At 75.1% G+C, this 18,023-nt stretch carries 17 protein-coding genes; 10 read left to right on the forward strand and 7 right to left on the reverse strand.

Annotated features, from left to right (window positions below):
* Positions 1 to 21: 21 nt before the first annotated feature.
* On the reverse strand, positions 22 to 399 hold the full coding sequence (locus tag ACZ6CZ_RS14105) for a hypothetical protein (protein WP_469019442.1): 378 nt from the start codon (positions 397 to 399) through the stop codon (positions 22 to 24).
* A gap of 110 nt (positions 400 to 509) precedes the next feature.
* Positions 510 to 1,394: a hypothetical protein gene (locus ACZ6CZ_RS14110; RefSeq protein ID WP_469019445.1), complete on the reverse strand. Its 885-nt coding sequence runs from the start codon at positions 1,392 to 1,394 to the stop codon at positions 510 to 512.
* Between the two features lie 331 nt (positions 1,395 to 1,725).
* On the opposite strand from ACZ6CZ_RS14110, the gene ACZ6CZ_RS14115 reads away from it, so the two are divergent.
* Entirely contained in the window at positions 1,726 to 3,804 is a 2,079-nt protein-coding gene (locus ACZ6CZ_RS14115) for a SpoIIE family protein phosphatase (protein WP_469019447.1), read from the forward strand.
* A gap of 99 nt (positions 3,805 to 3,903) precedes the next feature.
* Here the strand turns inward: ACZ6CZ_RS14115 and ACZ6CZ_RS14120 are convergent, their stop codons facing one another.
* Entirely contained in the window at positions 3,904 to 4,653 is a 750-nt protein-coding gene (locus ACZ6CZ_RS14120) for a putative protein N(5)-glutamine methyltransferase (protein WP_469020497.1), read from the reverse strand.
* 419 nt (positions 4,654 to 5,072) lie between these two features.
* Between ACZ6CZ_RS14120 and ACZ6CZ_RS14125 the strand changes: the two genes are divergently transcribed.
* Positions 5,073 to 5,522 carry a MarR family winged helix-turn-helix transcriptional regulator gene (locus ACZ6CZ_RS14125; protein ID WP_469020500.1) on the forward strand — a complete coding sequence of 150 codons (450 nt, stop codon included), beginning with the start codon at positions 5,073 to 5,075 and terminating at the stop codon, positions 5,520 to 5,522.
* Between the two features lie 36 nt (positions 5,523 to 5,558).
* Here the strand turns inward: ACZ6CZ_RS14125 and ACZ6CZ_RS14130 are convergent, their stop codons facing one another.
* Positions 5,559 to 6,272 carry a GNAT family N-acetyltransferase gene (locus ACZ6CZ_RS14130; protein ID WP_469019450.1) on the reverse strand — a complete coding sequence of 238 codons (714 nt, stop codon included), beginning with the start codon at positions 6,270 to 6,272 and terminating at the stop codon, positions 5,559 to 5,561.
* 367 nt (positions 6,273 to 6,639) lie between these two features.
* Here ACZ6CZ_RS14130 and ACZ6CZ_RS14135 point away from each other — a divergent pair, with 367 nt between their 5' ends.
* The 5 genes from ACZ6CZ_RS14135 to ACZ6CZ_RS14155 all read left to right on the forward strand — a co-directional run bounded on the left by ACZ6CZ_RS14135 (position 6,640) and on the right by ACZ6CZ_RS14155 (position 11,452).
* On the forward strand, positions 6,640 to 7,245 hold the full coding sequence (locus tag ACZ6CZ_RS14135; protein WP_469019452.1) for a sulfite oxidase-like oxidoreductase: 606 nt from the start codon (positions 6,640 to 6,642) through the stop codon (positions 7,243 to 7,245).
* Positions 7,238 to 8,044 (forward strand): ferredoxin reductase, encoded by an 807-nt coding sequence (locus ACZ6CZ_RS14140; protein ID WP_469019454.1) that lies wholly within the window; start codon positions 7,238 to 7,240, stop codon positions 8,042 to 8,044. Before ACZ6CZ_RS14135 ends, ACZ6CZ_RS14140 begins: the two co-directional genes overlap by 8 nt.
* A 296-nt stretch (positions 8,045 to 8,340) precedes the next feature.
* On the forward strand, positions 8,341 to 9,309 hold the full coding sequence (locus tag ACZ6CZ_RS14145; RefSeq protein WP_469019456.1) for an acetylxylan esterase: 969 nt from the start codon (positions 8,341 to 8,343) through the stop codon (positions 9,307 to 9,309).
* A gap of 102 nt (positions 9,310 to 9,411) precedes the next feature.
* Positions 9,412 to 10,578 (forward strand): serine hydrolase domain-containing protein, encoded by a 1,167-nt coding sequence (locus ACZ6CZ_RS14150; protein WP_469019459.1) that lies wholly within the window; start codon positions 9,412 to 9,414, stop codon positions 10,576 to 10,578.
* A 130-nt stretch (positions 10,579 to 10,708) separates the two neighbouring features.
* On the forward strand, positions 10,709 to 11,452 hold the full coding sequence (locus tag ACZ6CZ_RS14155; protein WP_469019462.1) for a GntR family transcriptional regulator: 744 nt from the start codon (positions 10,709 to 10,711) through the stop codon (positions 11,450 to 11,452).
* Here the strand turns inward: ACZ6CZ_RS14155 and ACZ6CZ_RS14160 are convergent.
* Entirely contained in the window at positions 11,422 to 12,180 is a 759-nt protein-coding gene (locus ACZ6CZ_RS14160; RefSeq protein WP_469019464.1) for a class I SAM-dependent methyltransferase, read from the reverse strand. The two genes, ACZ6CZ_RS14155 and ACZ6CZ_RS14160, sit on opposite strands and share 31 nt — an antisense overlap.
* A 125-nt stretch (positions 12,181 to 12,305) precedes the next feature.
* Here ACZ6CZ_RS14160 and ACZ6CZ_RS14165 point away from each other — a divergent pair, with 125 nt between their 5' ends.
* Entirely contained in the window at positions 12,306 to 12,704 is a 399-nt protein-coding gene (locus tag ACZ6CZ_RS14165) for a nuclear transport factor 2 family protein (RefSeq protein ID WP_469019468.1), read from the forward strand.
* Positions 12,705 to 12,739: 35 nt separating this feature from the next.
* On the opposite strand, the gene ACZ6CZ_RS14170 is transcribed toward ACZ6CZ_RS14165, so the two are convergent.
* Entirely contained in the window at positions 12,740 to 13,660 is a 921-nt protein-coding gene (locus ACZ6CZ_RS14170; RefSeq protein WP_469019470.1) for a hypothetical protein, read from the reverse strand.
* 154 nt (positions 13,661 to 13,814) lie between these two features.
* Positions 13,815 to 15,050 (reverse strand): cytochrome P450 family protein, encoded by a 1,236-nt coding sequence (locus ACZ6CZ_RS14175; protein ID WP_469019474.1) that lies wholly within the window; start codon positions 15,048 to 15,050, stop codon positions 13,815 to 13,817.
* Positions 15,051 to 15,487: 437 nt separating this feature from the next.
* Between ACZ6CZ_RS14175 and rho the strand changes: the two genes are divergently transcribed.
* Positions 15,488 to 16,696: a transcription termination factor Rho gene (gene rho, locus ACZ6CZ_RS14180; protein WP_469019477.1), complete on the forward strand. Its 1,209-nt coding sequence runs from the start codon at positions 15,488 to 15,490 to the stop codon at positions 16,694 to 16,696.
* A 124-nt stretch (positions 16,697 to 16,820) separates the two neighbouring features.
* Positions 16,821 to 17,984 (forward strand): D-alanyl-D-alanine carboxypeptidase family protein, encoded by a 1,164-nt coding sequence (locus tag ACZ6CZ_RS14185; protein WP_469019482.1) that lies wholly within the window; start codon positions 16,821 to 16,823, stop codon positions 17,982 to 17,984.
* Positions 17,985 to 18,023 lie beyond the last annotated feature (39 nt).

The raw sequence follows: 18,023 nt of genomic DNA on the forward strand, positions 1-18,023 counted from the left end.
CGGAGCCTCGCCCCGGGCGCGCTACTGGGCGGCGCGGGTCTCCAGCCGCAGGTGCAGGTCCCGTTCCTGGTCGCCGGAGGCGCTGGTCTCGTGGACGGTGAACATCGCGTCCAGGGACTGCCGGAACCGGTCGACGGCCCAGTAGCCGCCCTGGACGTCCGCCTGGACGGCGGAGCCCAGCCGTACCGGCGGGCACTCCTTGTCCCGGGGTTCTCCGACCTCGTAGGTGCCCATCCACACCATGGGACGGTTCTCGTGGGTCTGCTGGGGCACCTCGTCGTCACCCCGGTCGGACGTGAAACAGGTGCTCAGGGCGTCGAAAACGGCCCGTGCGTCCTCCGCGGACCCGCTCAGCTCCACCGAGACGGTCTCCGGATGCGACCGCTCCGCGTTCGCCATGATCGCTCCTTTCGTAGCCGCGCTGCAGTGGGAAGGGGTACCCCGCGAAACCGCTTCCATCCTCAGCAAAGCACCATCTCCCCGCGGTCACTACCGGTGCGCGGCGCCGCTCACCCCTCGGTGAACTTGTACGTCTTGCTGTCCGTGAGCACGCAGAACCCCGGTGACACGACGATCACGCGCAGGATGCCGGTGCGGCGGTCGTAGTCGATGCCCTCGGACTCGAAGTTCCCCGAGCAGGAGCTGCGCAGCGGCAGCTGGCGGAGTGCCGTGACGTGGCCGGTGACGTCGGCCGTCCCGTCCGGCGCCGCGGACAGGTCGATCCGCAGCAGCGGCTTGGTGATGCCGAAGAGGGCGCCTTCGGGGTCGTCGGAGGAGCACAGCAGCGTGGTCGGCCCGGAGAAGTCGCAGCCCTGGACGTCGCGCACGGCGTGGTCGAGGCGGACGTCGGAGACGCGCGGCAGGTTCACCGAGGGCGAGGTGACCGGATTGACGCCGGGGGTCGGGAAGACCAGCAGGCGGGTCATCGTGCCCCACTCCCCCGCGAGCATCCAGCGGCCGTCCGGCGAGACGGCGTCCCAGGAGTTGTTGAGGGCCTCGCCGGGGCCGAGCGTGTGGACGTACTCCGACCAGGCGCCGCCGGGGGCCTGCACCCGGAACATCTTGGCGTTGCCGGAGTCGCGCTGGTAGGGCTCGATGTAGTAGCCGTTGTACGAGGCGTCGGGGTCGCCCACGTGATTCCAGCCCCGGGCGCTGAGGCCGACGGGGACGGTGCCGATGCCGGTGTAGCGGTTCGGGCTGCCCGCCGGAACCTCCACGGAGGTCAGGCCCTGGCTCTCGGTCAGCGGGTCGGCGCGGTCGGAGCCGGTCTCGGTCCAGGTGCCGGCGGCGGCAGCGGGCGCGGCGGGTACGGCGAGGGACACGACGGCAGCGGTGGCGAGCGTGACAAGTCCGGTCAGGACTGCGTGACGGCGTCGCCGGGTGGGCGCGGGCATGGCCGACTCCTCGGGCGGGGGGTGGAGACACTCGGTCGGCGGACAGTCTGGCGCGACCGGATAGTCATGTACATAGCAAGCGGGCACCATGGCGGTGAACGGCCGGCGAAGCGGTCCCGGGTCCACGGGGGCCGGTGGCCGGTGGCCGGTGGCCGGTGGCCGCACGAAAGGCGCCCGGCGCGCGCGGGCGCACAGGCAGACGCGGACCCTCGTGTTGAGAGATGGTGGAGATAGCCCCCGTCGGCGTCCGGGAGCCGGGCGCCGACGCGGTAGAACAAGGGGAGTCGGCACGCCGGTCGTGCCGTGCCGAGGGTCGAAGGCGGTGCGTGGCATGAGTGCAGCCGGGGCTCCCGTGGCCGGGAGTGGCGAGCCCGTGCGCGGGCCGGTGCGGCCGGGCGGGCTGCTGGACGTGCTGGGCGTGGCCTCGGTGGTGCTGGACGCCCAGGGGCGCATCGTCCTGTGGAGTCCGCAGGCCGAGGAGCTGTTCGGCTACACCGCGCGGGAGGCGCTCGGGCAGTACGCGGCCCGGCTGATGGTGCATGAGCGGCACATCGGGCTGGTCGGTGAACTGTTCGCCGACGTGCTGCGCACCGGGCAGAGCTGGGCCGGCGGGTTCCCGATCCGGATCAAGGACGGCTCCACCCGTCTGGTGGAGTTCCGCAACATGCGGCTGCTGGACGACCGCGGCGAGGTGTACGCGCTCGGGCTCGCGGCCGACCAGACCACGGTCCGCCGGCTGGAACAGAACGTCGCGCTGTCGGAACGGATGGTCGAGCAGTCCCCGCTCGGGCTCGCCGTCCTCGACACGCGGCTGCGGTTCGTGTCGGTCAACCCGGCGCTCGAGAGGATCACCGGGATGCCGGCCGGGGAGCACGTGGGCCGCACCCTGCGCGAGGTGCTGCCGCGGCTGGACGCCGACGCGCTGGAGTCGGCGGCCTGCCGGGTGCTGGAGACGGGCACGCCGCTGGTCGACCGCTCCCTGGTCGGCCGCACCCCGGCCGACCCGGACGAGGACCACGTGTGGACGCTGTCGCTGTACCGGCTGGAGGACGCCACCGCCCATGTGCTCGGCGTGGCCGCCTCCCTGGTGGACGTGACCGAGCAGTACCGGGCGGGCGTCGAGGCCGAGGCCGCGCGGCGCCGGCTCGCCGTCGTCGCCGACGCCTCCGCCCGCATCGGCACCACCCTGGAGCTGGACCGCACCGCCTGGGAACTGGCCGACGTGGCGGTGCCGGAACTCGCCGACGTGGCGGCGGTGGACCTGCTGGACGCCGTGGTGGAGGGCCGCCGCAGCACGCTCGGCCCGTCCGAGCCGGCGATGCTGCGCGCCCTCGCCGTCCGCGCCGAGCCCGAGTCGGACGCCGCCCGGGCCGCCGACCCGCCCGGCCGGATCGCCCGGTACGCACCCGACCGCCTGGTCACCGAGTGCGTCCGCACCGGCGAGGCGGTCCTGGTGCCCCAGGTCAAGGACGACGACCTGGCCCGGATCGCCCGCTCACCGGAGGCGGCCGTGCTGCTGGGCCGGGCGGGGCTGCACTCGTATCTGGCCGTGCCGCTGATCGCGCGCGGCGAGGTGCTGGGCGCGCTCGACCTCAAACGCACCAGCAACCCGGTCCCCTTCGACGAGGACGACCTGCTCCTGGCGCGCGAGCTGGCCGCCCGGGCCGCGGTGCAGATCGACAACGCGCGCTGGTACCAGAACGCCCGCAGCACCGCCCTGACCCTCCAGCGCAGTCTGCTGCCGACCCATCCGGCGGTGACCACCGGCCTGGAGGTCGCCTCCCGCTACCAGCCGGCGGGCGCCACCAGCGAGGTGGGCGGCGACTGGTTCGACGTCATCCCGCTGGACGGCGGCAGGACCGCGCTCGTCGTCGGGGACGTCATGGGCAGCGGGATCAGCGCCGCGGCGACCATGGGACGGCTGCGCACCGCCACCACCACACTGGCCGCCCTCGGCCTCGACCCCGCGCTGCTGCTGACGCACCTCGACCGGACCACCTCGGGCCTCGACCACTCCATCGCCACCTGCGTGTACGCCGTCCACGACCCGCATCTGCGGCAGTGCCGGATCGCCAACGCCGGGCACCTGCCCCCGGCCCGGGTCCGCCCCGGCCGCCCGCCGGAGCTGCTCGACCTGCCGACCGGGGTGCCGCTGGGGGTGGGCGGGGTCGCCTTCTCCACCATCACCGTCGGTTTCGAGCCCGGGGACGAACTGGTCTTCTACACCGACGGACTGGTCGAGACGCGCCGGCACTCGCTGGACGAACGGCTGGACTTCCTGCTGTCCCTGCTCGACGACCCCGCCCGCCCCCTCCAGGAGTCCTGCGACCTCCTGCTGAGCACCCTGCACCACCCCGACAACCACGACGACGTGGCCCTGCTCATCGCGCGGGCGCAGGAACTGCCGTGACCGCGCGCCCGGCCGCGACGGACAGGCACGCGGCCAGAGCGGACGGGCGCGCGGCCGATGTCCCGCGCGCGGCGTCCACACCCGTCCGCGCCTGCCGGGTCAGGCGCGCACGCCGATCACGACTCGTGCGTACAGCTCCTCCGACACCGCCAGCCGGGTCACCAGTCCGGCGTCGGTGAACGCCTCGACGGCGGCCGCGGCCTGACGTTCGCTCGTCTCGGTGAGCAGACAGCCGCCCGGGGCGAGCCAGCCGGGTGCGTCCGCGGCGACGCGGCGCAGGACGTCGAGGCCGTCGGGGCCGCCGTCGAGGGCGGTCAGCGGCTCGTGGTCGCGGGCCTCGGCGGGCAGCAGACCGACGTCGGAGCTGGGCACGTACGGCACGTTCGCCGCGAGGATGCCGACGCGGCCGCGCAGGGCCGCGGGCAGCGCCTCGAACAGGTCGCCGGTGTGGACCTGGCCGCCGAAGGCGGCGAGGTTGCCGCGGGCGCAGCGCACCGCCTCGGCGTCGATGTCGGCGGCGTGCAGCTCCACCCCGCCCAGCGCGGCGGCGAGTGCGGCGCCGACCGCGCCGGAGCCGCAGCAGAGGTCCACGACGACGGACGCGCCGGGGGCCTGGGCCAGCGCCTGGTCGACGAGGAACTCGGTGCGGCGGCGCGGGACGAAGACGCCCGGCGCCACGGCGATCCGCAGTCCGTGGAACTCGGCCCAGCCGACCACGAGTTCCAGGGGCAGGCCGCCGGCGCGCCGGTCCACCAGCGACATCAGGTGCTCAGGCGATTCGGCGGCGGCGAGCAGCAGCCGCGCCTCGTCCTCGGCGAAGACGCAGCCGGCGGCCCGCAGCGTGCTCACCACGGCGGCGAAGGAGGGCGGCGGCTGCGGGGGTCCGGCGGGCCGCGCGGGTGCGGGACGCACAGGACGCGGGGGCCTCGACGGGTGCGGGGGGCGCGGGGGTCCGGCGGGATGCGGGGGCTGAAGGGGCATGGAGGCGGAGAGCCTTTCGGGAACCGGGGAACCGAAGGGCGCTCTCGCGCTCACCGCTACCGGTGATCCGCGCCGTCGCGGAGGGAGAGCACCCGAACTGACACAGCGGTAACGGGTCTCACCTCCTCGGCAGCCGGCGGCCGCACCTGTCCACGGCCGGACGGCCACCCTACCCCGGCCGGCGGGCGCCCCGGGCGCGGAGCCGGTGAGCGCCCGCGGACTCCCGTCCTCCGGATCAAGTTGTAGTGTGCAACGAGAACGTGCGAGGAGGTGTGCCCGTGACATCCGTGGACGCGGCGGAGGCGGCCGTCGAGACCATCCAGCGCGAGATGACGGCCTTCGCCCGCCGGGCGCGGGCCTCGGCGGGCCGGATGCACCCCGAGCTGTCGCTGGTCTCCTACACGCTGCTCGGGCACCTGGAGGAGAGCGGCGGCTGCCGCGCCACCGACCTGGCGGCGCACTACGCGCTGGACAAGTCCACGGTCAGCCGCCAGGTGGCCGCGCTGGAGCGGGCCGGGCTCGTCGGACGGCGCCCGGACCCGGGGGACCACCGGGTCCAGGTGCTGCACCTCACCGGCGCCGGGCAGGAGATCCTCGCCCAGGTGACGCGCAGCCGCCACGCCGCCTTCCGGGAACGGCTCGCGGACTGGCCGCCGCAGGACCTGGTCCGGTTCGCCGCCTACCTGGAGCGCTACAACGCGGCCCCGCCGGACGCCACCGCCACCGCCACCGGCTGAGGGACCGACCGACGGGACGTTCGCGGCAGGCCGGTCCTAGCCGACCGGTACGGCCTCCCGTCCGTCGGCCAGGCGCTGCGGCGCGCGGGCCGCGAGGAACGCCGTGCGGCGGCGCAACCGGAAGCCCAGCGCCTCGTACAGCCGGATGGCGGTGGTGTTGCCGGCGCTCGTGTGCAGGAACGGGGTCTCCCCACGCTCCCGGATGCCGTGGGCGACGGCGAGGATCAGCCGGCTCGCCAGACCCTCGCCGCGGTGGGCGGCGTCGGTGCAGACGGCGCTGATCTCGGTCCAGCCCGGCGGGTGCAGCCGCTCCCCCGCCATGGCGATCAGGGCGCCGTCACGGCGGATGCCGAGGTAGGTGCCGAGTTCGATGGTGCGGGGCAGGAACGGCCCGGGCTGGGTGCGGGCGACCAGGTCGAGCATCTCGGGTACGTCGGCCGGGCCGAGACGGACCGCCTCCGGGTCCGGTGCGGCGGCCAGGCCGTCGTCGACGAACTGGACGCCGTCGATGCGGGCGGTGACCTCCCAGCCGTCCGGCACCGGGCCGCCGTAGCCGGGCAGCGGCACCTCGGCGCCCGGTCCGGCGAGCGCCGCGAGGTCCGCCCAGTCGGCGGCCTCGGGCTCGTCCGGCAGGGCCAGCCACGGCGACACGTCGAGCGGGTAGCGCAGGACCCGGCCGCGCCGCTCGGCGAAGCGGGCGTGCGGGCCGGTCAGCGCGGCGAGGGCGGGATTGTCCAGGACGTGGCTCATACGGCGGCCCCGGTCACGGTCGCGCCGCGGGCGTGGCCGCGGGTTCCGCTCTCCGGTCCGCCGCACCGCGTGCGGGCGCACCGCGTGCGGACGTACGCCTTGCGCATGTGTTTCCTCGCTCTCCTCGCCGTTTCCACCGGGACGCACCACCGGGACGGGGCGGTGCCGGCACTCAGCGGCAAGGAGCGGCGCGCGGCCGCTATTCCCGAGCGCGCGCAGACTTCACACAGCCGCAATGTTCGCCGCCCGGTCGCCCCGCCCACCGCGCTGACCAGCGGTGGAGCAGGGCCGGGGCGGGACCGGCAGGAGGCCGGGGCCACGCCGGCGGGGGGACGGAGCACGGGCGCCGAAGCCTTAACGTTGAAGTATGAACGTCACCCGAGGCTTCACGGGCCGCCCGCGCGTGGACAACCCGGGGCTGCCGCCCGGCCAGTACGACGCCGGCGACGACTGGCCCGTCCTGTCCGCCGAGGTCACGCCCGCCCTGCTGCCCGCCGACTGGTCCTTCCGCGTCGACGGACTGGTGGAGCGGGAGCACACCTGGGACTGGGACGCGGCGCACGCGCTGCCCGCCTCGGCGTACGCGGGTGACATCCACTGTGTGACGGGCTGGTCGAAGTTCGGGGTGCGGTTCGGCGGTGTCTCGCTGGACGCCTTCTTCGATGTGGTGCGCCCCCATGTGTCCGCCACCCATGCCGTCGCCTGGTCGCACACCGGGTACACCGCGAACCTGCCGCTCGCGGACCTGAGGGGCGGCCGGGCGTGGATCGCCTGGGAGTACGACGGCGCGCCGCTGCCCGCGGAGCACGGCGGACCGGCGCGGCTGGTGGTGCCGCACCTGTACTTCTGGAAGAGCGCCAAGTGGATCGCGGGCATCACCCTGCTCGACCGCGACGAACCGGGGTTCTGGGAGCGCAACGGCTATCACGCGCGGGGCAACCCGTGGGAGGAGCAGCGGTACTCCGGTGACTGAGACGACGACCGGGGCGTTCGCGCCCCCGACCCGGTTCGCGGTGCCCGGGCGGATTCCGGTGAGCGACCAGGCGGCCTCGCGCTGGCAGACCGCGACGCTCACCGCGATCCGGCGCGAGACGCCGCGCGCGGCGACCTTCCGCTTCGCGGTCCCGGCCTGGGCGGGACATCTGCCCGGCCAGCACCTGATGCTGCGGCTGACCGCCGCCGACGGCTACGTGGCCCAGCGCCACTACTCCATCGCCTCGCCGCCGGACGACGCCGGGCACGTGGAGCTGACCCTGGACCACCTGACGGACGGCGAGGTCTCGGGCTGGTTCCACACGGTGGCCCGGCCCGGGGACACGGTCGAGGTGCGCGGCCCGCTGAGCGGTTTCTTCGCCTGGCCCGGCGACCGGCCCGCGCTGCTGCTGGGGGCCGGTTCCGGGGTGGTGCCGCTGATGTCCATGGTCCGCCACCACCGGGCGCGGGGCCTCGACGTCCCGCTGCGGCTGCTGGTGTCGGCGCGCGAGCCGGGAGAGCTGATCTACGCCCGCGAACTCGGGCTGGCGCCGGGGCGGGGTCCGGGGCCGGGCGGGACCGGCGTGGAGGCCGCGGCCGTGTTCACGCGGCGGGCGCCGGACGGTGTGCCGGTGGGCCGTATGACCGCCGCACATGTGGCCCCGCTCCTGGCCGAGCAGCCCCCTGGTGGGTGGGAGGCCTATGTGTGCGGCTCCAACGGTTTCGCCGAGCACGCCTCGCGGCTGCTGGTGGCGGCCGGACAGCCCGTGGACCGCATCCGCATCGAACGCTTCGGCTGAGCCCGCCTCCCCGGCGCCCTTCCCCCGCGCCACCCCGGCACCGCCCTCCCCCTGAGCCCCGCCGCGAGGTACCCCACCCCGCGCGAGGCGAGGCGAGGGTGACCCGGCCACCCGCCGTGCCGCCCGGCGCCCCGGTCCGTCCCGCGCCGCGCCCGGTCCACCGCCGTGAGCAGCGCATCGGCCCCGGACGGCGGCGGCCGCCGGTGGCGTGGTCCACCGCGCGACCCTGGCGACTCGTCCGACCACTCACCTACCGTGTGATGATCCGCAGGTTTCCCTCCCCAAGGCGGTTGTACATGGCCCTTTTCGACCTCCCCCTCGACGAACTCCGCGCGTACCGCAGCGGCTCCACCGAGCCCGAGGACTTCGACGCCTTCTGGTCGAAGACCCTGGAGGAGGCCCGCGAGTTCGACCTGGACGCCCGCTTCGAACCCGTCGACACGGGGCTGTCCACGGTGCGGGTGTACGACGTGACGTTCGCCGGCTTCGGCGGTCACCCGGTCAAGGGCTGGCTGCGGCTGCCGGCCGGGGCGCGGGAGCCGCTGCCGCTGGTGGTGGAGTTCGTCGGGTACGGCGGCGGGCGCGGTCTGCCGCACGAGAACCTGCTCTGGGCGTCGACGGGCCGGGCGCACTTCACCATGGACACCCGGGGGCAGGGCAGCGCCTGGGGCGGCGGGGGCGCCACGGCCGACCCGGTGGGCGCCGCTCCCTCGTACCCCGGTTTCATGACCCGGGGCATCGACGCCCCCGAGCACTACTACTACCGGCGGGTGTTCACGGACGCGGTCCGTGCGGTCGAGGCGGCGCGCTCCCACCCGCTGACCGACGCGGCGCGCACCGCGGCCATCGGGTCGAGCCAGGGCGGCGGCATCAACATCGCCGTCGGGGGCCTGGTCCCCGACCTGGTCGCGGTGGCGCCGGACGTACCGTTCCTGTGCGACTTCCCGCGCGCCGTGCCGCTGACGGACCGTCACCCGTACCGGGAGATAGGCCTGTTCCTTCAGACGCACCGCGGCCGCACGGCGGAGGCGCTGCGCACGCTGTCCTACTTCGACGGTGTCCACTTCGCCGCCCGCGGCCGCAGCCCGGCCCTGTTCTCGGTGGGCCTGGAGGACCAGACCTGCCCGCCGTCCACCGTGTTCGCGGCCTTCAACGCCTGGGCGCACCAGGACAAGGCGATCGAGGTGTACGACTTCAACGACCACGAGGGCGGCGGCCCCTTCCACGAGGCCGAGAAGGTGCGCTGGCTGCGCTCGTACGTCTGAGACCGCGCACTTCCCTCCAGTCCGACCAGTCGGTACGTTCGGGGGGCCCGGGCCGCGGTGTGGCGGGCCGGGGTCTTTACTGCGACGGCGGAGGTCCGGCCCATGTCCGATTCCGAGTACAGCGTGCACGGCCACTGCGACGAGCGGTTCGCCGCGGTACGGGAGGCGTTCGAGGAGAACTTCCGGGCCCGGGACGAACTCGGCGCCGCGGTGGCCGTGACGGTCCGCGGGCGGACCGTGGTGGACCTGTGGGGCGGCTGGGCGGACGCCGCCCGCACCCGGCCCTGGGAGCGGGACACCGTGGTCAACGTGTGGTCGACCACCAAGGGGCCGGTGGCGCTGTGCGCGCACATCCTGGCCGACCGGGGCCTGCTCGACCTCGACGCGCCGGTGGCCGCGTACTGGCCGGAGTTCGCCGCGGCGGGCAAGGAGAAGGTGCTCGTGCGGCACCTGCTGTCGCACCGGGCCGGGCTGGCCGGGCTGCGTGAGCCGCACAGCTTCGCCCAGCTCTGCGACTGGGAGCTGACCACGGCCCGGCTGGCGGCCACCCGGCCCTGGTGGGAGCCGGGCACCCGGTCGGGTTACCACGCGCTGACCTACGGGTTCCTGGTCGGTGAGGTGGTGCGCCGGGTCTCGGGGCTGCTGCCGGGGGCCTTCCTGGAGCGGGAGGTGACCGGGCCGCTCGGCATCGACTTCACCATCGGGCTGCCCGAGAAGGAGTCGGGACGCGCGGCGGAGCTGGTGCCCGCTCACCTCGGGGCGAACGGGCAGCAGGCGTCCGCCGCACGCCAGTTGCCGCCGGTGGCGCTGGCGGCGCTGGCGAACCCGCCGGTGGGCGCGGCCGAGGCCGGCACCGCGCGGTGGCGGGCGGCGGAGATACCGGCCGCCAACGGGCACGGCACGGCACGCGCGGTCGCCGCGCTGTACGGCGTCTTCGCCGGGCGCGGCTCGTTCGGCGGCCGCCGGGTGCTGTCAAAGGCGGCGGCCGAGCGGGTGCGGGAGGGGCAGGGCGCCTGCCGCGACCTGGTGCTGGGGGCGGGCCTCGATCGCGACATGGAGATCGGGCTCGGCCTGTGGCTGAGCGGTCCGCACGGCTCCTACGGACCCGATCCGCGGGCTTTCGGACATGACGGGTTCGGCGGCTCCTGCGGGCTGGCCGACCCGGACGCCGGGGTGTCGCTCGGGTACACGATGAACCGGATGGGGCCGCACATCGCCGACGACCCGCGCAAGACGGCCCTGGTCCGGGCGGTGTACAGCGCCTTGTGAGCGGGGGTGGCGCGGGACGGGTTTCGGCCGAACCGGGGGGCACCTCTTCCCAACTGGTTTAGACCAATGCTAGATCTGGTCGCGCAATGAGCCCGTACGGCTACGTCCCGTGACCACCAGGAGGCGCGGCATGGACCGCACCACCCCCTACGACCACCAGCCGACCGACGACCGGCCCCTGTACTGGAGAATCGCGGCGCAACTGCTCGGCGAACTGCGCGACGGCACCGTCCCGCCCGGCGAACGACTGCCCGGCGAGCGGGAGCTGGCCACCCACTACGGGGTCAGCCGGGAGACCGTCCGGCAGGCGCTGGAGGTGCTGCGCCGCGACGGCCTGGTCAGCACCGACCGGCGGGGCAGCCACGCCACCCTGCCCGGCCGGCCGGTGGAGGACCCGCTCTCCCTCACCTTCCCCGTGGGCGCCCGGACGGCGGACCCGTGCGCGGTCGACCGGTCCACCGTCACCTGGGAGGCGCCGCCGGCCGCCCACGCCTCGGCGCTCGGCCTCGACCCGCACCGCCCGACACTGGTCCACCGCTACCAGTCCGCCGCGCCCGACGGCCGCACCCTGCGGACCGCGGTGACGTCGTTCTCGGCCGTCGCCCTGGCCGAGGTGGCGGAGCTGGGCCGCTACCGCGACCGGGCCGACGGCGCGGCCGCCGCCCAGCTGCGGCGTGCCTACGACTGGATGCGCAGAGCCGGTCTGACCCTGCACCACCGCGACGCCATCACCCCGGCCGTGGACGCCGCGTCGGTCCGGGTGACGCGGCGCGTGCACGACCAGTACGCCCGGCCGCTGGAGATCACCGACCTGACGGTGAACGCCCAGCAGGACGCCCTCGTCTACGAGTTCACGCTGCCCGCCGCCGGCTGACCACCGGCGCGGCGCCGCGCCACCACCATCCGCGCCCGGGGGCTGCCGTCGTCGCGCGTGCCGAACTCCGGCAGGGCGTAGAGGTCCACGGCGAAGCCGGTCCGCTCCAGCGCGGCCAGCACGTCCCCGAGCCGGAAGGCGCGGTAGTACATGACGAACGGCGGCCGCCACAGGGCGTTGCGCACCCGCATCACCGCGTCGAAGCCCAGCAGCGCCCAGAAGGCCGGGCGGGACGGACGGGGCGGCGCGAGCACCGGGAAGGCGAAGCGCCCGCCGGGCCGCAGCGCCGCGTGCACCTGGGCGAACAGGCCCGGCAGCTCACGCGGCAGGAAGTGGCCGAACGCCCCGAAGCTGACGACCAGGTCGAAGCGGGCCGCGAACGGCAGGGCCCGGGCGTCGCCGCGCACCCAGGCGACGTCCGGGGTCCCGGGCCGCTCCTGCCGGCGGGCCACGTCGAGCATGCCGGCGCTGAAGTCGAGGCCGGTGACGCTGCGGCGGCACAGCCGCGCCAGCGCCCGCGTACCGGCGCCCGTGCCGCAGCACAGGTCGAGCCCGTCCTCGAACGGGCCGAGCGGGGCGAGCGCCGCGGTGACGGAGTCGAGCACCGCGGCGGGGGTGCGGAAGGGGGTGTGGTCGAACTTCGGGGCGAGCAGGTCGTAGCCGTGCTCGACGGACGACAGGGCCTGCACGGCGAGTTCGCGGAGGCTGGGGCCTTCGGGGCTGAACATCCGGCCAGCTTAGGGCTGCCGGGAAGGCGCCGGGGCCCGTCGCCGGTACCGCCGTCCGGCTCGCGCAGAGCGCGGCGTACGCTCGGCTGCGCCCGTTGCACCCGATGGACCACGAGGTGATCCCCATGCGCGCGTTCCGTGAGGCGGTCGAGGCCGGCGCTCTCGACACCGTCGAGACCCTGCTGGCCGAGGACGTCGTCTTCACCAGCCCGGTGGTGTTCAAGCCGTACGCCGGGAAGGCGATCACGGCGGCGATCCTGCGCGGTGCCTGGCGCGTGTTCGAGGACTTCCGCTACGAGCGCGAGCTGGCCGGGGCCGACGGCCGCGACCACGCGCTGGTCTTCCGCGCCCGGGTGGGCGAACGCGAGTTGACCGGCTGCGACTTCATCCACCTCGACGAGGACGGGCTGATCGACGCGTTCACCGTCATGGTGCGCCCGCTGTCCGGCGCGCAGGCGCTGGCCGAGGCGATGGGCGCCCAGTTCGAGCGGATCGCGCAGGAGGCGGCGGCGCGGCAGGCCTGACCGCCGCGCCGCCGCGCCGCCGCGAAGGGCGGCTGTCAGTCCTTCAGCTCCCGCAGCGTCGCCTTGGTGTCCGTCTTCAGCCAGTCGGACACCTCCGGGATGGTCGGCGGGTTCTTGTCGGTGTCGTAGGACGTCAGGTAGACGCTGTAGCTCATGGTGTACGTGGTCCAGCCGTCCCGGACGGCGAGCGTGGCGTAGCGGGAGCCGCTGGTGGCGGAGGACCCGGTGGTGGTGTCCTGGCTGACGAGGTACGCCTCGTCCCCGATGCCCTCGACGGTGTCCACGTCGTAACCGGTGTGACTGTCGCCGTAGTTCTTCCACGCGGCCGTGAACTCCGGCCCCGGGTCGGTCCTCTTGTGCAGGTCGACGTCGAGGGAGAGGTAGGCGTCGGCGTAGCTGGACCCGGTCTTCTTCAGGCTGAGGCTGCACGAACTCTGGTCCAGCGCGTCGTCCCGCAGGGCGTTGTGCCCCGGGGCGGTGTCGTCGTCCGGGTACTCGCCCTTGAAGGCGGAGAGATCGGCGGTGGTGCAGAGGTTGGAGGGTGCCGTGTAGCCGCGCAGGTCCGCGGTCGCGTCGTCCCCGGCGCCGCCGAGCGCGAAGACCCCGGCCGCCCAGGCGGCGGACGCCACCACCGCGCCGACCGCGGCCCACAGCACCGCCCGCCCGGCGCCGCCGCCACCGCCGTGGGGCGGCGGCGCGGGTATGGAGGCGTACAGCGGCGGCTGCGCGTACGGATTGCCCGGCGGCAGCTGACCCGGCTGCACCGGGCCCGGCGCGCCGATGAGCGTGGGATGGGCGTAGAAGTCCTGCTGACCCGGTGCCTGCGGACCCGGTGCCTGCGGGCCGGGGCTCTGCGGATGGGGGTAGGGGGCGGTCGGCTGCTGGGGAACCGCGGGCGGCTGCCCGGGCTGCTGCGGCGGCTGGGGTTCGTTCGGAGACTGCGGCGGCGTGGACATGGCGTGAAGATAATGGACCGGAGTAGGGCCAAGTGCCCCGTCGTCCACGATCGTTATGGTCCGGGGACAACTGGTACGGATCTCTGACAACCCCGGCCACAGCTGGACCACCGGCCCCGGACAGGCCGGCCCGGCCCGGGCGGCGCTGTGGCGCTCAGGGCACCGGCCGCACCGGCAGGGCGCGCACGCTGTTGCCGACGAACCCGGTGTGCGGCACGAGATCCGCCTCCGGCACGGCGAGATCCAGCCCGGGGAACCGCGTGAAGATGCGCTCCAGCGCGACGGTGGCCTCCAGGCGGGCCAGCGGGGCGCCCAGGCAGTAGTGGGCGCCGTACCCGAGCGAGAGGTGGCGTACGGCGCCCGGGCGGCAGGGCCGGGTGACGTCGAAGCGGTCGGCGTCGGGGCCGTGGGCGGCCGGGTCGCGGCCCGCGGCGGAGTAGCCGGCCAGCACCGGGGTGCCGCGCGGGACGAGGGTGCCGCCCACGGTGAGGTCGCGCACCGGGTAGCGGAACGGGAAGCAGCTCACCGGCGCGTCCCAGCGCAGCGTCTCCTCCACCACGTCGCCCCAGCTCGCCGCCCCCTCCCGGACCATGCGGAGCTGGTCGCGGTGCGCGCACAGGGCGCGTACGGCGTTGGTGATCAGGTTGAGCGTGGTCTCGTGCCCGGCGATGACCAGCAGCATCAGCGTGCCGATCAGCTCGTGCGGGGCGAGCCGGTCGCCGCCCTCGTCGCGGGCGGCCGTCAGCGCGCCGATCAGGTCGTCGCCGGGGTGCGCCGCCTTGGCCGCGGATATCTCGCCCAGGACGGCGGCGAGTTCCCGGGATGCCGCCACGGCCTCGCGCGGCCCGGTGCCGGTGGCGACGACCCGGCTGCTCAGCCGGTGAAGCCGGTCCCGGAACCCGGGCGGCACACCGAGGAGTTCGCAGATGACGCTCATCGGCAGGGGCAGTGCCACGTGCCGCCGCAGGTCGGCGACGCCGCCGCCGGCCGCCGCGGCCCGCTCCAGGTCGTCGAGCAGCTCGGCCGTCAACTCCTCGACCCGCGGCCGCAGTCGCCCGACCCGGCGCGGGGTGAAGGCCCGGCCGACCAGCGAGCGCAGCCGCAGGTGGTCGTCACCGTCGGCGGTGCTCATGCCGGGTACGGTCGCGAAGGTCAGCAGCGGCCAGCCCTCGGCTATCCGGCCCTCGCGCAGGGCGGTGAAGTGCCGCGGGTCCTTGGCGACATCGGGGTGCTGGAGGAACTCCCGGAGCGCGTCGTGCCCGAGCACGGCCATGCCCTCGACACCGCCCGGCAGCAGGACCGGGGCCACGGCGCCGCGGGCCAGCAGCCGGGCGTTGTCCGCGTGCGGGCAACCCGCCTCGCCGGGTGCGGGGGCGGGCGTGTTCTGCACCGGGTCTCCTGACGGCCGTACGCGGACGGAACGTGGCCGATGGTAGGCGTACGCCTGTCGGCGCGGGGCCGGATTCCGGCACCTCGGCTCCTCGGCACGTCAGTACGTCGGCACCTCGGTACGTCGGCCGGGGCCCCGGGAATACCGGCCCGCGGCGCCGTGTTGACCGGACCAGGACGACCGGTATAGTGCGAGCAGCACAGGTGAGCGCCCCCCTTTGTCGGGCGCCGGTGCCGATCTCCTTCATCCAGCTCCGCGCGGCTCGCTCCGCGAACCCGCTCGGGCTTCTCCGCACCACCTCCGCGACCAGGCCCCGTGTGCCCGTGTCCCAGGTGCTGCTCATGCCGCCCGGAGGCAGGTGGACCCGCCTCCCGCTCGCGGCCCTCCCCCTCGCGTCCCACCGTCTTCGGCTCGCGTCCGTGAAAGGACCACCCCTCATGACCACCACACTCGAACCCACCGCACTCGAACCCACACCCGGACACACCGCACCCGGACACACCACACTCGGACACCCTCCCGTGGCACGGCGGACCGAGGCCGCCAGGCCCCTCGTGACCGGCGTCCTCGACATCGGCCCGGGCGGGAAGGGACACCTGCGGGGCGCGGGCCTGCTCGCCGCTCCCGCCGACCCGCAGGTCCCCGCCGCCCTGATCCGGCGGCACGGGCTGCGCACGGGCGACGCCGTCGAAGGCGTCCTCGGGGCGCAGCGCGCGCTGGCCGAGGTCGCCCGGGTCGACGGCCGGGCCCCCGGCGAACTGCGCGGACGCCGCCACTTCCGTGACCTCACCCCGCTGCACCCGCACGAGCGGATCCGCCTGGAACACCCGGCCTCCGGCCTCGCCGGACGCGTCACCGACCTGCTGGCGCCGGTCGGGAAGGGGCAGCGCGGGCTCATCGTGGCGCCGCCCAAGAGCGGCAAGACCGTGCTGCTCCAGCAGATCGCCGCCGCCGTCGCCGGCAACCACCCGGAGTGCCGCCTGATGGTGGTGCTGCTCGACGAGCGCCCCGAGGAGGTCACCGAGATGCGGCGCTCGGTGCGCGGCGAGGTGTACGCCTCCACCTTCGACCGGGCGCCCAAGGACCACATCGCCCTCGCGGAACTGGTCGTCGAGCGGGCCAAGCGGCTCGTCGAGGCCGGCGAGGACGTCGTCGTGCTGCTGGACTCCCTGACCCGGCTGTGCCGCGCCCACAACAACGCGGCGGGCGCCGGCGGGCGCACCCTGAGCGGCGGCGTCGACGCGGGCGCGCTGCTCGGCCCCAAGCGGTTCTTCGGCGCCGCGCGCCAGGCCGAGGAGGGCGGCTCGCTGACCGTGCTGGCCACCGCCCTGGTGGACACCGGATCGCGGGCCGACGGCTACTTCTTCGAGGAGCTGAAGGGCACCGGCAACATGGAGCTGCACCTGGACCGGGAGGCGGCCGGCCGCCGGGTGTTCCCGGCCGTGGACGTCACCCGCTCCGGCACCCGCCGCGAGGAACTCCTGCTCGCCCCGGCCGAGTTGACCGCCGTACGCGGTCTGCGCCGGGCCCTTCGGCCCCGCGACGGCTCGCCCTTCGCCCTGGAGACGCTGCTGGAGCGGATGCGGGCGACCCCGGACAACGCCGCGTTCCTGCGCCAGGTCCGGCCGACGCTGCCCGCCGGCTGAGCACCGACCGCCGTCCGTCCGGCCCGGCCTGCGCCCGGCCCGGCGTGCGGCATCCGGGTTGCCCTCGGCGGCCGTCCGGCCCGGGCAGCGCGGTGTACGGCGGCTCGATTCCTACGTTGATCGTATGACGATCAGATTCTCTCACCGGGTGGCCGTGACGACCTGCGCACTCTGCGTGGCGGGGATGCTGACGCTGCTGCCGGCCGCGGCCGGCTCCCGGACGGCGGAACCCGCCCCGCCCGGGCCGCCGGCGGCGGTCCCGCGGCCGGCGCTGCTCTACCACTCCGGCCTCCAGGTCCGGCCGCGCCCCGGCGCGCCCGGGGTTCCGGACGTCTCCGCGCTGTCCTGGCTGGTCGCCGACGCGGGCACCGGCCAGGTGCTGGCCGCCGAGGACGCGCACCGCGGGCTGCCGCCGGCCAGCACCCTCAAGACGCTGTTCGCGCTGACCGTGCTGCCCGCCCTGCCGGGCGGCGTCCGGCACACCGTCAGCGAGGCGGAGCTGGCCGACGTGGCCGAGGGCAGCAGCCTGGTCGGCGTCGAGGAGGGGCACACCTACCGGGTCTCCGACCTGTGGCACGGCGTCTTCCTCAGCTCGGGCAACGACGCCGTGCACGTCCTGGCCGCGCTCAACGGCGGCTGGCAGACCACGGTCACCCGCATGCAGGCCAAGGCCCGCTCGCTGGGCGCCCTGGACACCCACGTCGTCTCCCCCGACGGCTACGACATGCCCGGCCAGGTCTCCTCGGCGTACGACCTGGCGGTCTTCGGCCGGGCGGGGCTGCGCAACCCCGACTTCGCCCGGTACTGCTCCACCGTCGAGGCCGAGTTCCCCGGGGACGGTCCGCCGTACCCGATCTCCAACACCAACCGGCTGCTGACCGGTGAGGACGGCGTGGCCCCCTACCCGGGGCTGATCGGCGTCAAGAACGGCTACACCAGCGACGCGGGCAACACCCTCGTCGCCGCCGCCCGCCGGGGCGGCCGCACGCTGCTGGTCACCGTGCTCAACCCGCAGGACGGCGGTGGCTTCGCCGTGTACGAGGAGGCGCGCGCCCTGCTCGACTGGGGCTTCGCGGCGGCCGGCCGGGTGGACCCGGTGGGCTCGCTGGACGGCCTGCGCAGCAAGCCCGCACCGCCCGCCGCGCCGGTGGCGGCGGCCACCTCCCCGGCGCCGGAGGACGACACCGACTGGTCACAGGCGGGTGCCGTCGCCGGCTTCGTGGTGCTGGGCGCCGGCGCCCTGGCGCTGGCCCGGCGCGGCCGCACCGGCCGGTCCGGGCGGGACTGAGTTCCTGGCGGTCCCGCCGGCGCCGGTCAGCCGGCGGAC

This window comes from Streptomyces sp. NPDC041135 (assembly GCF_055592085.1).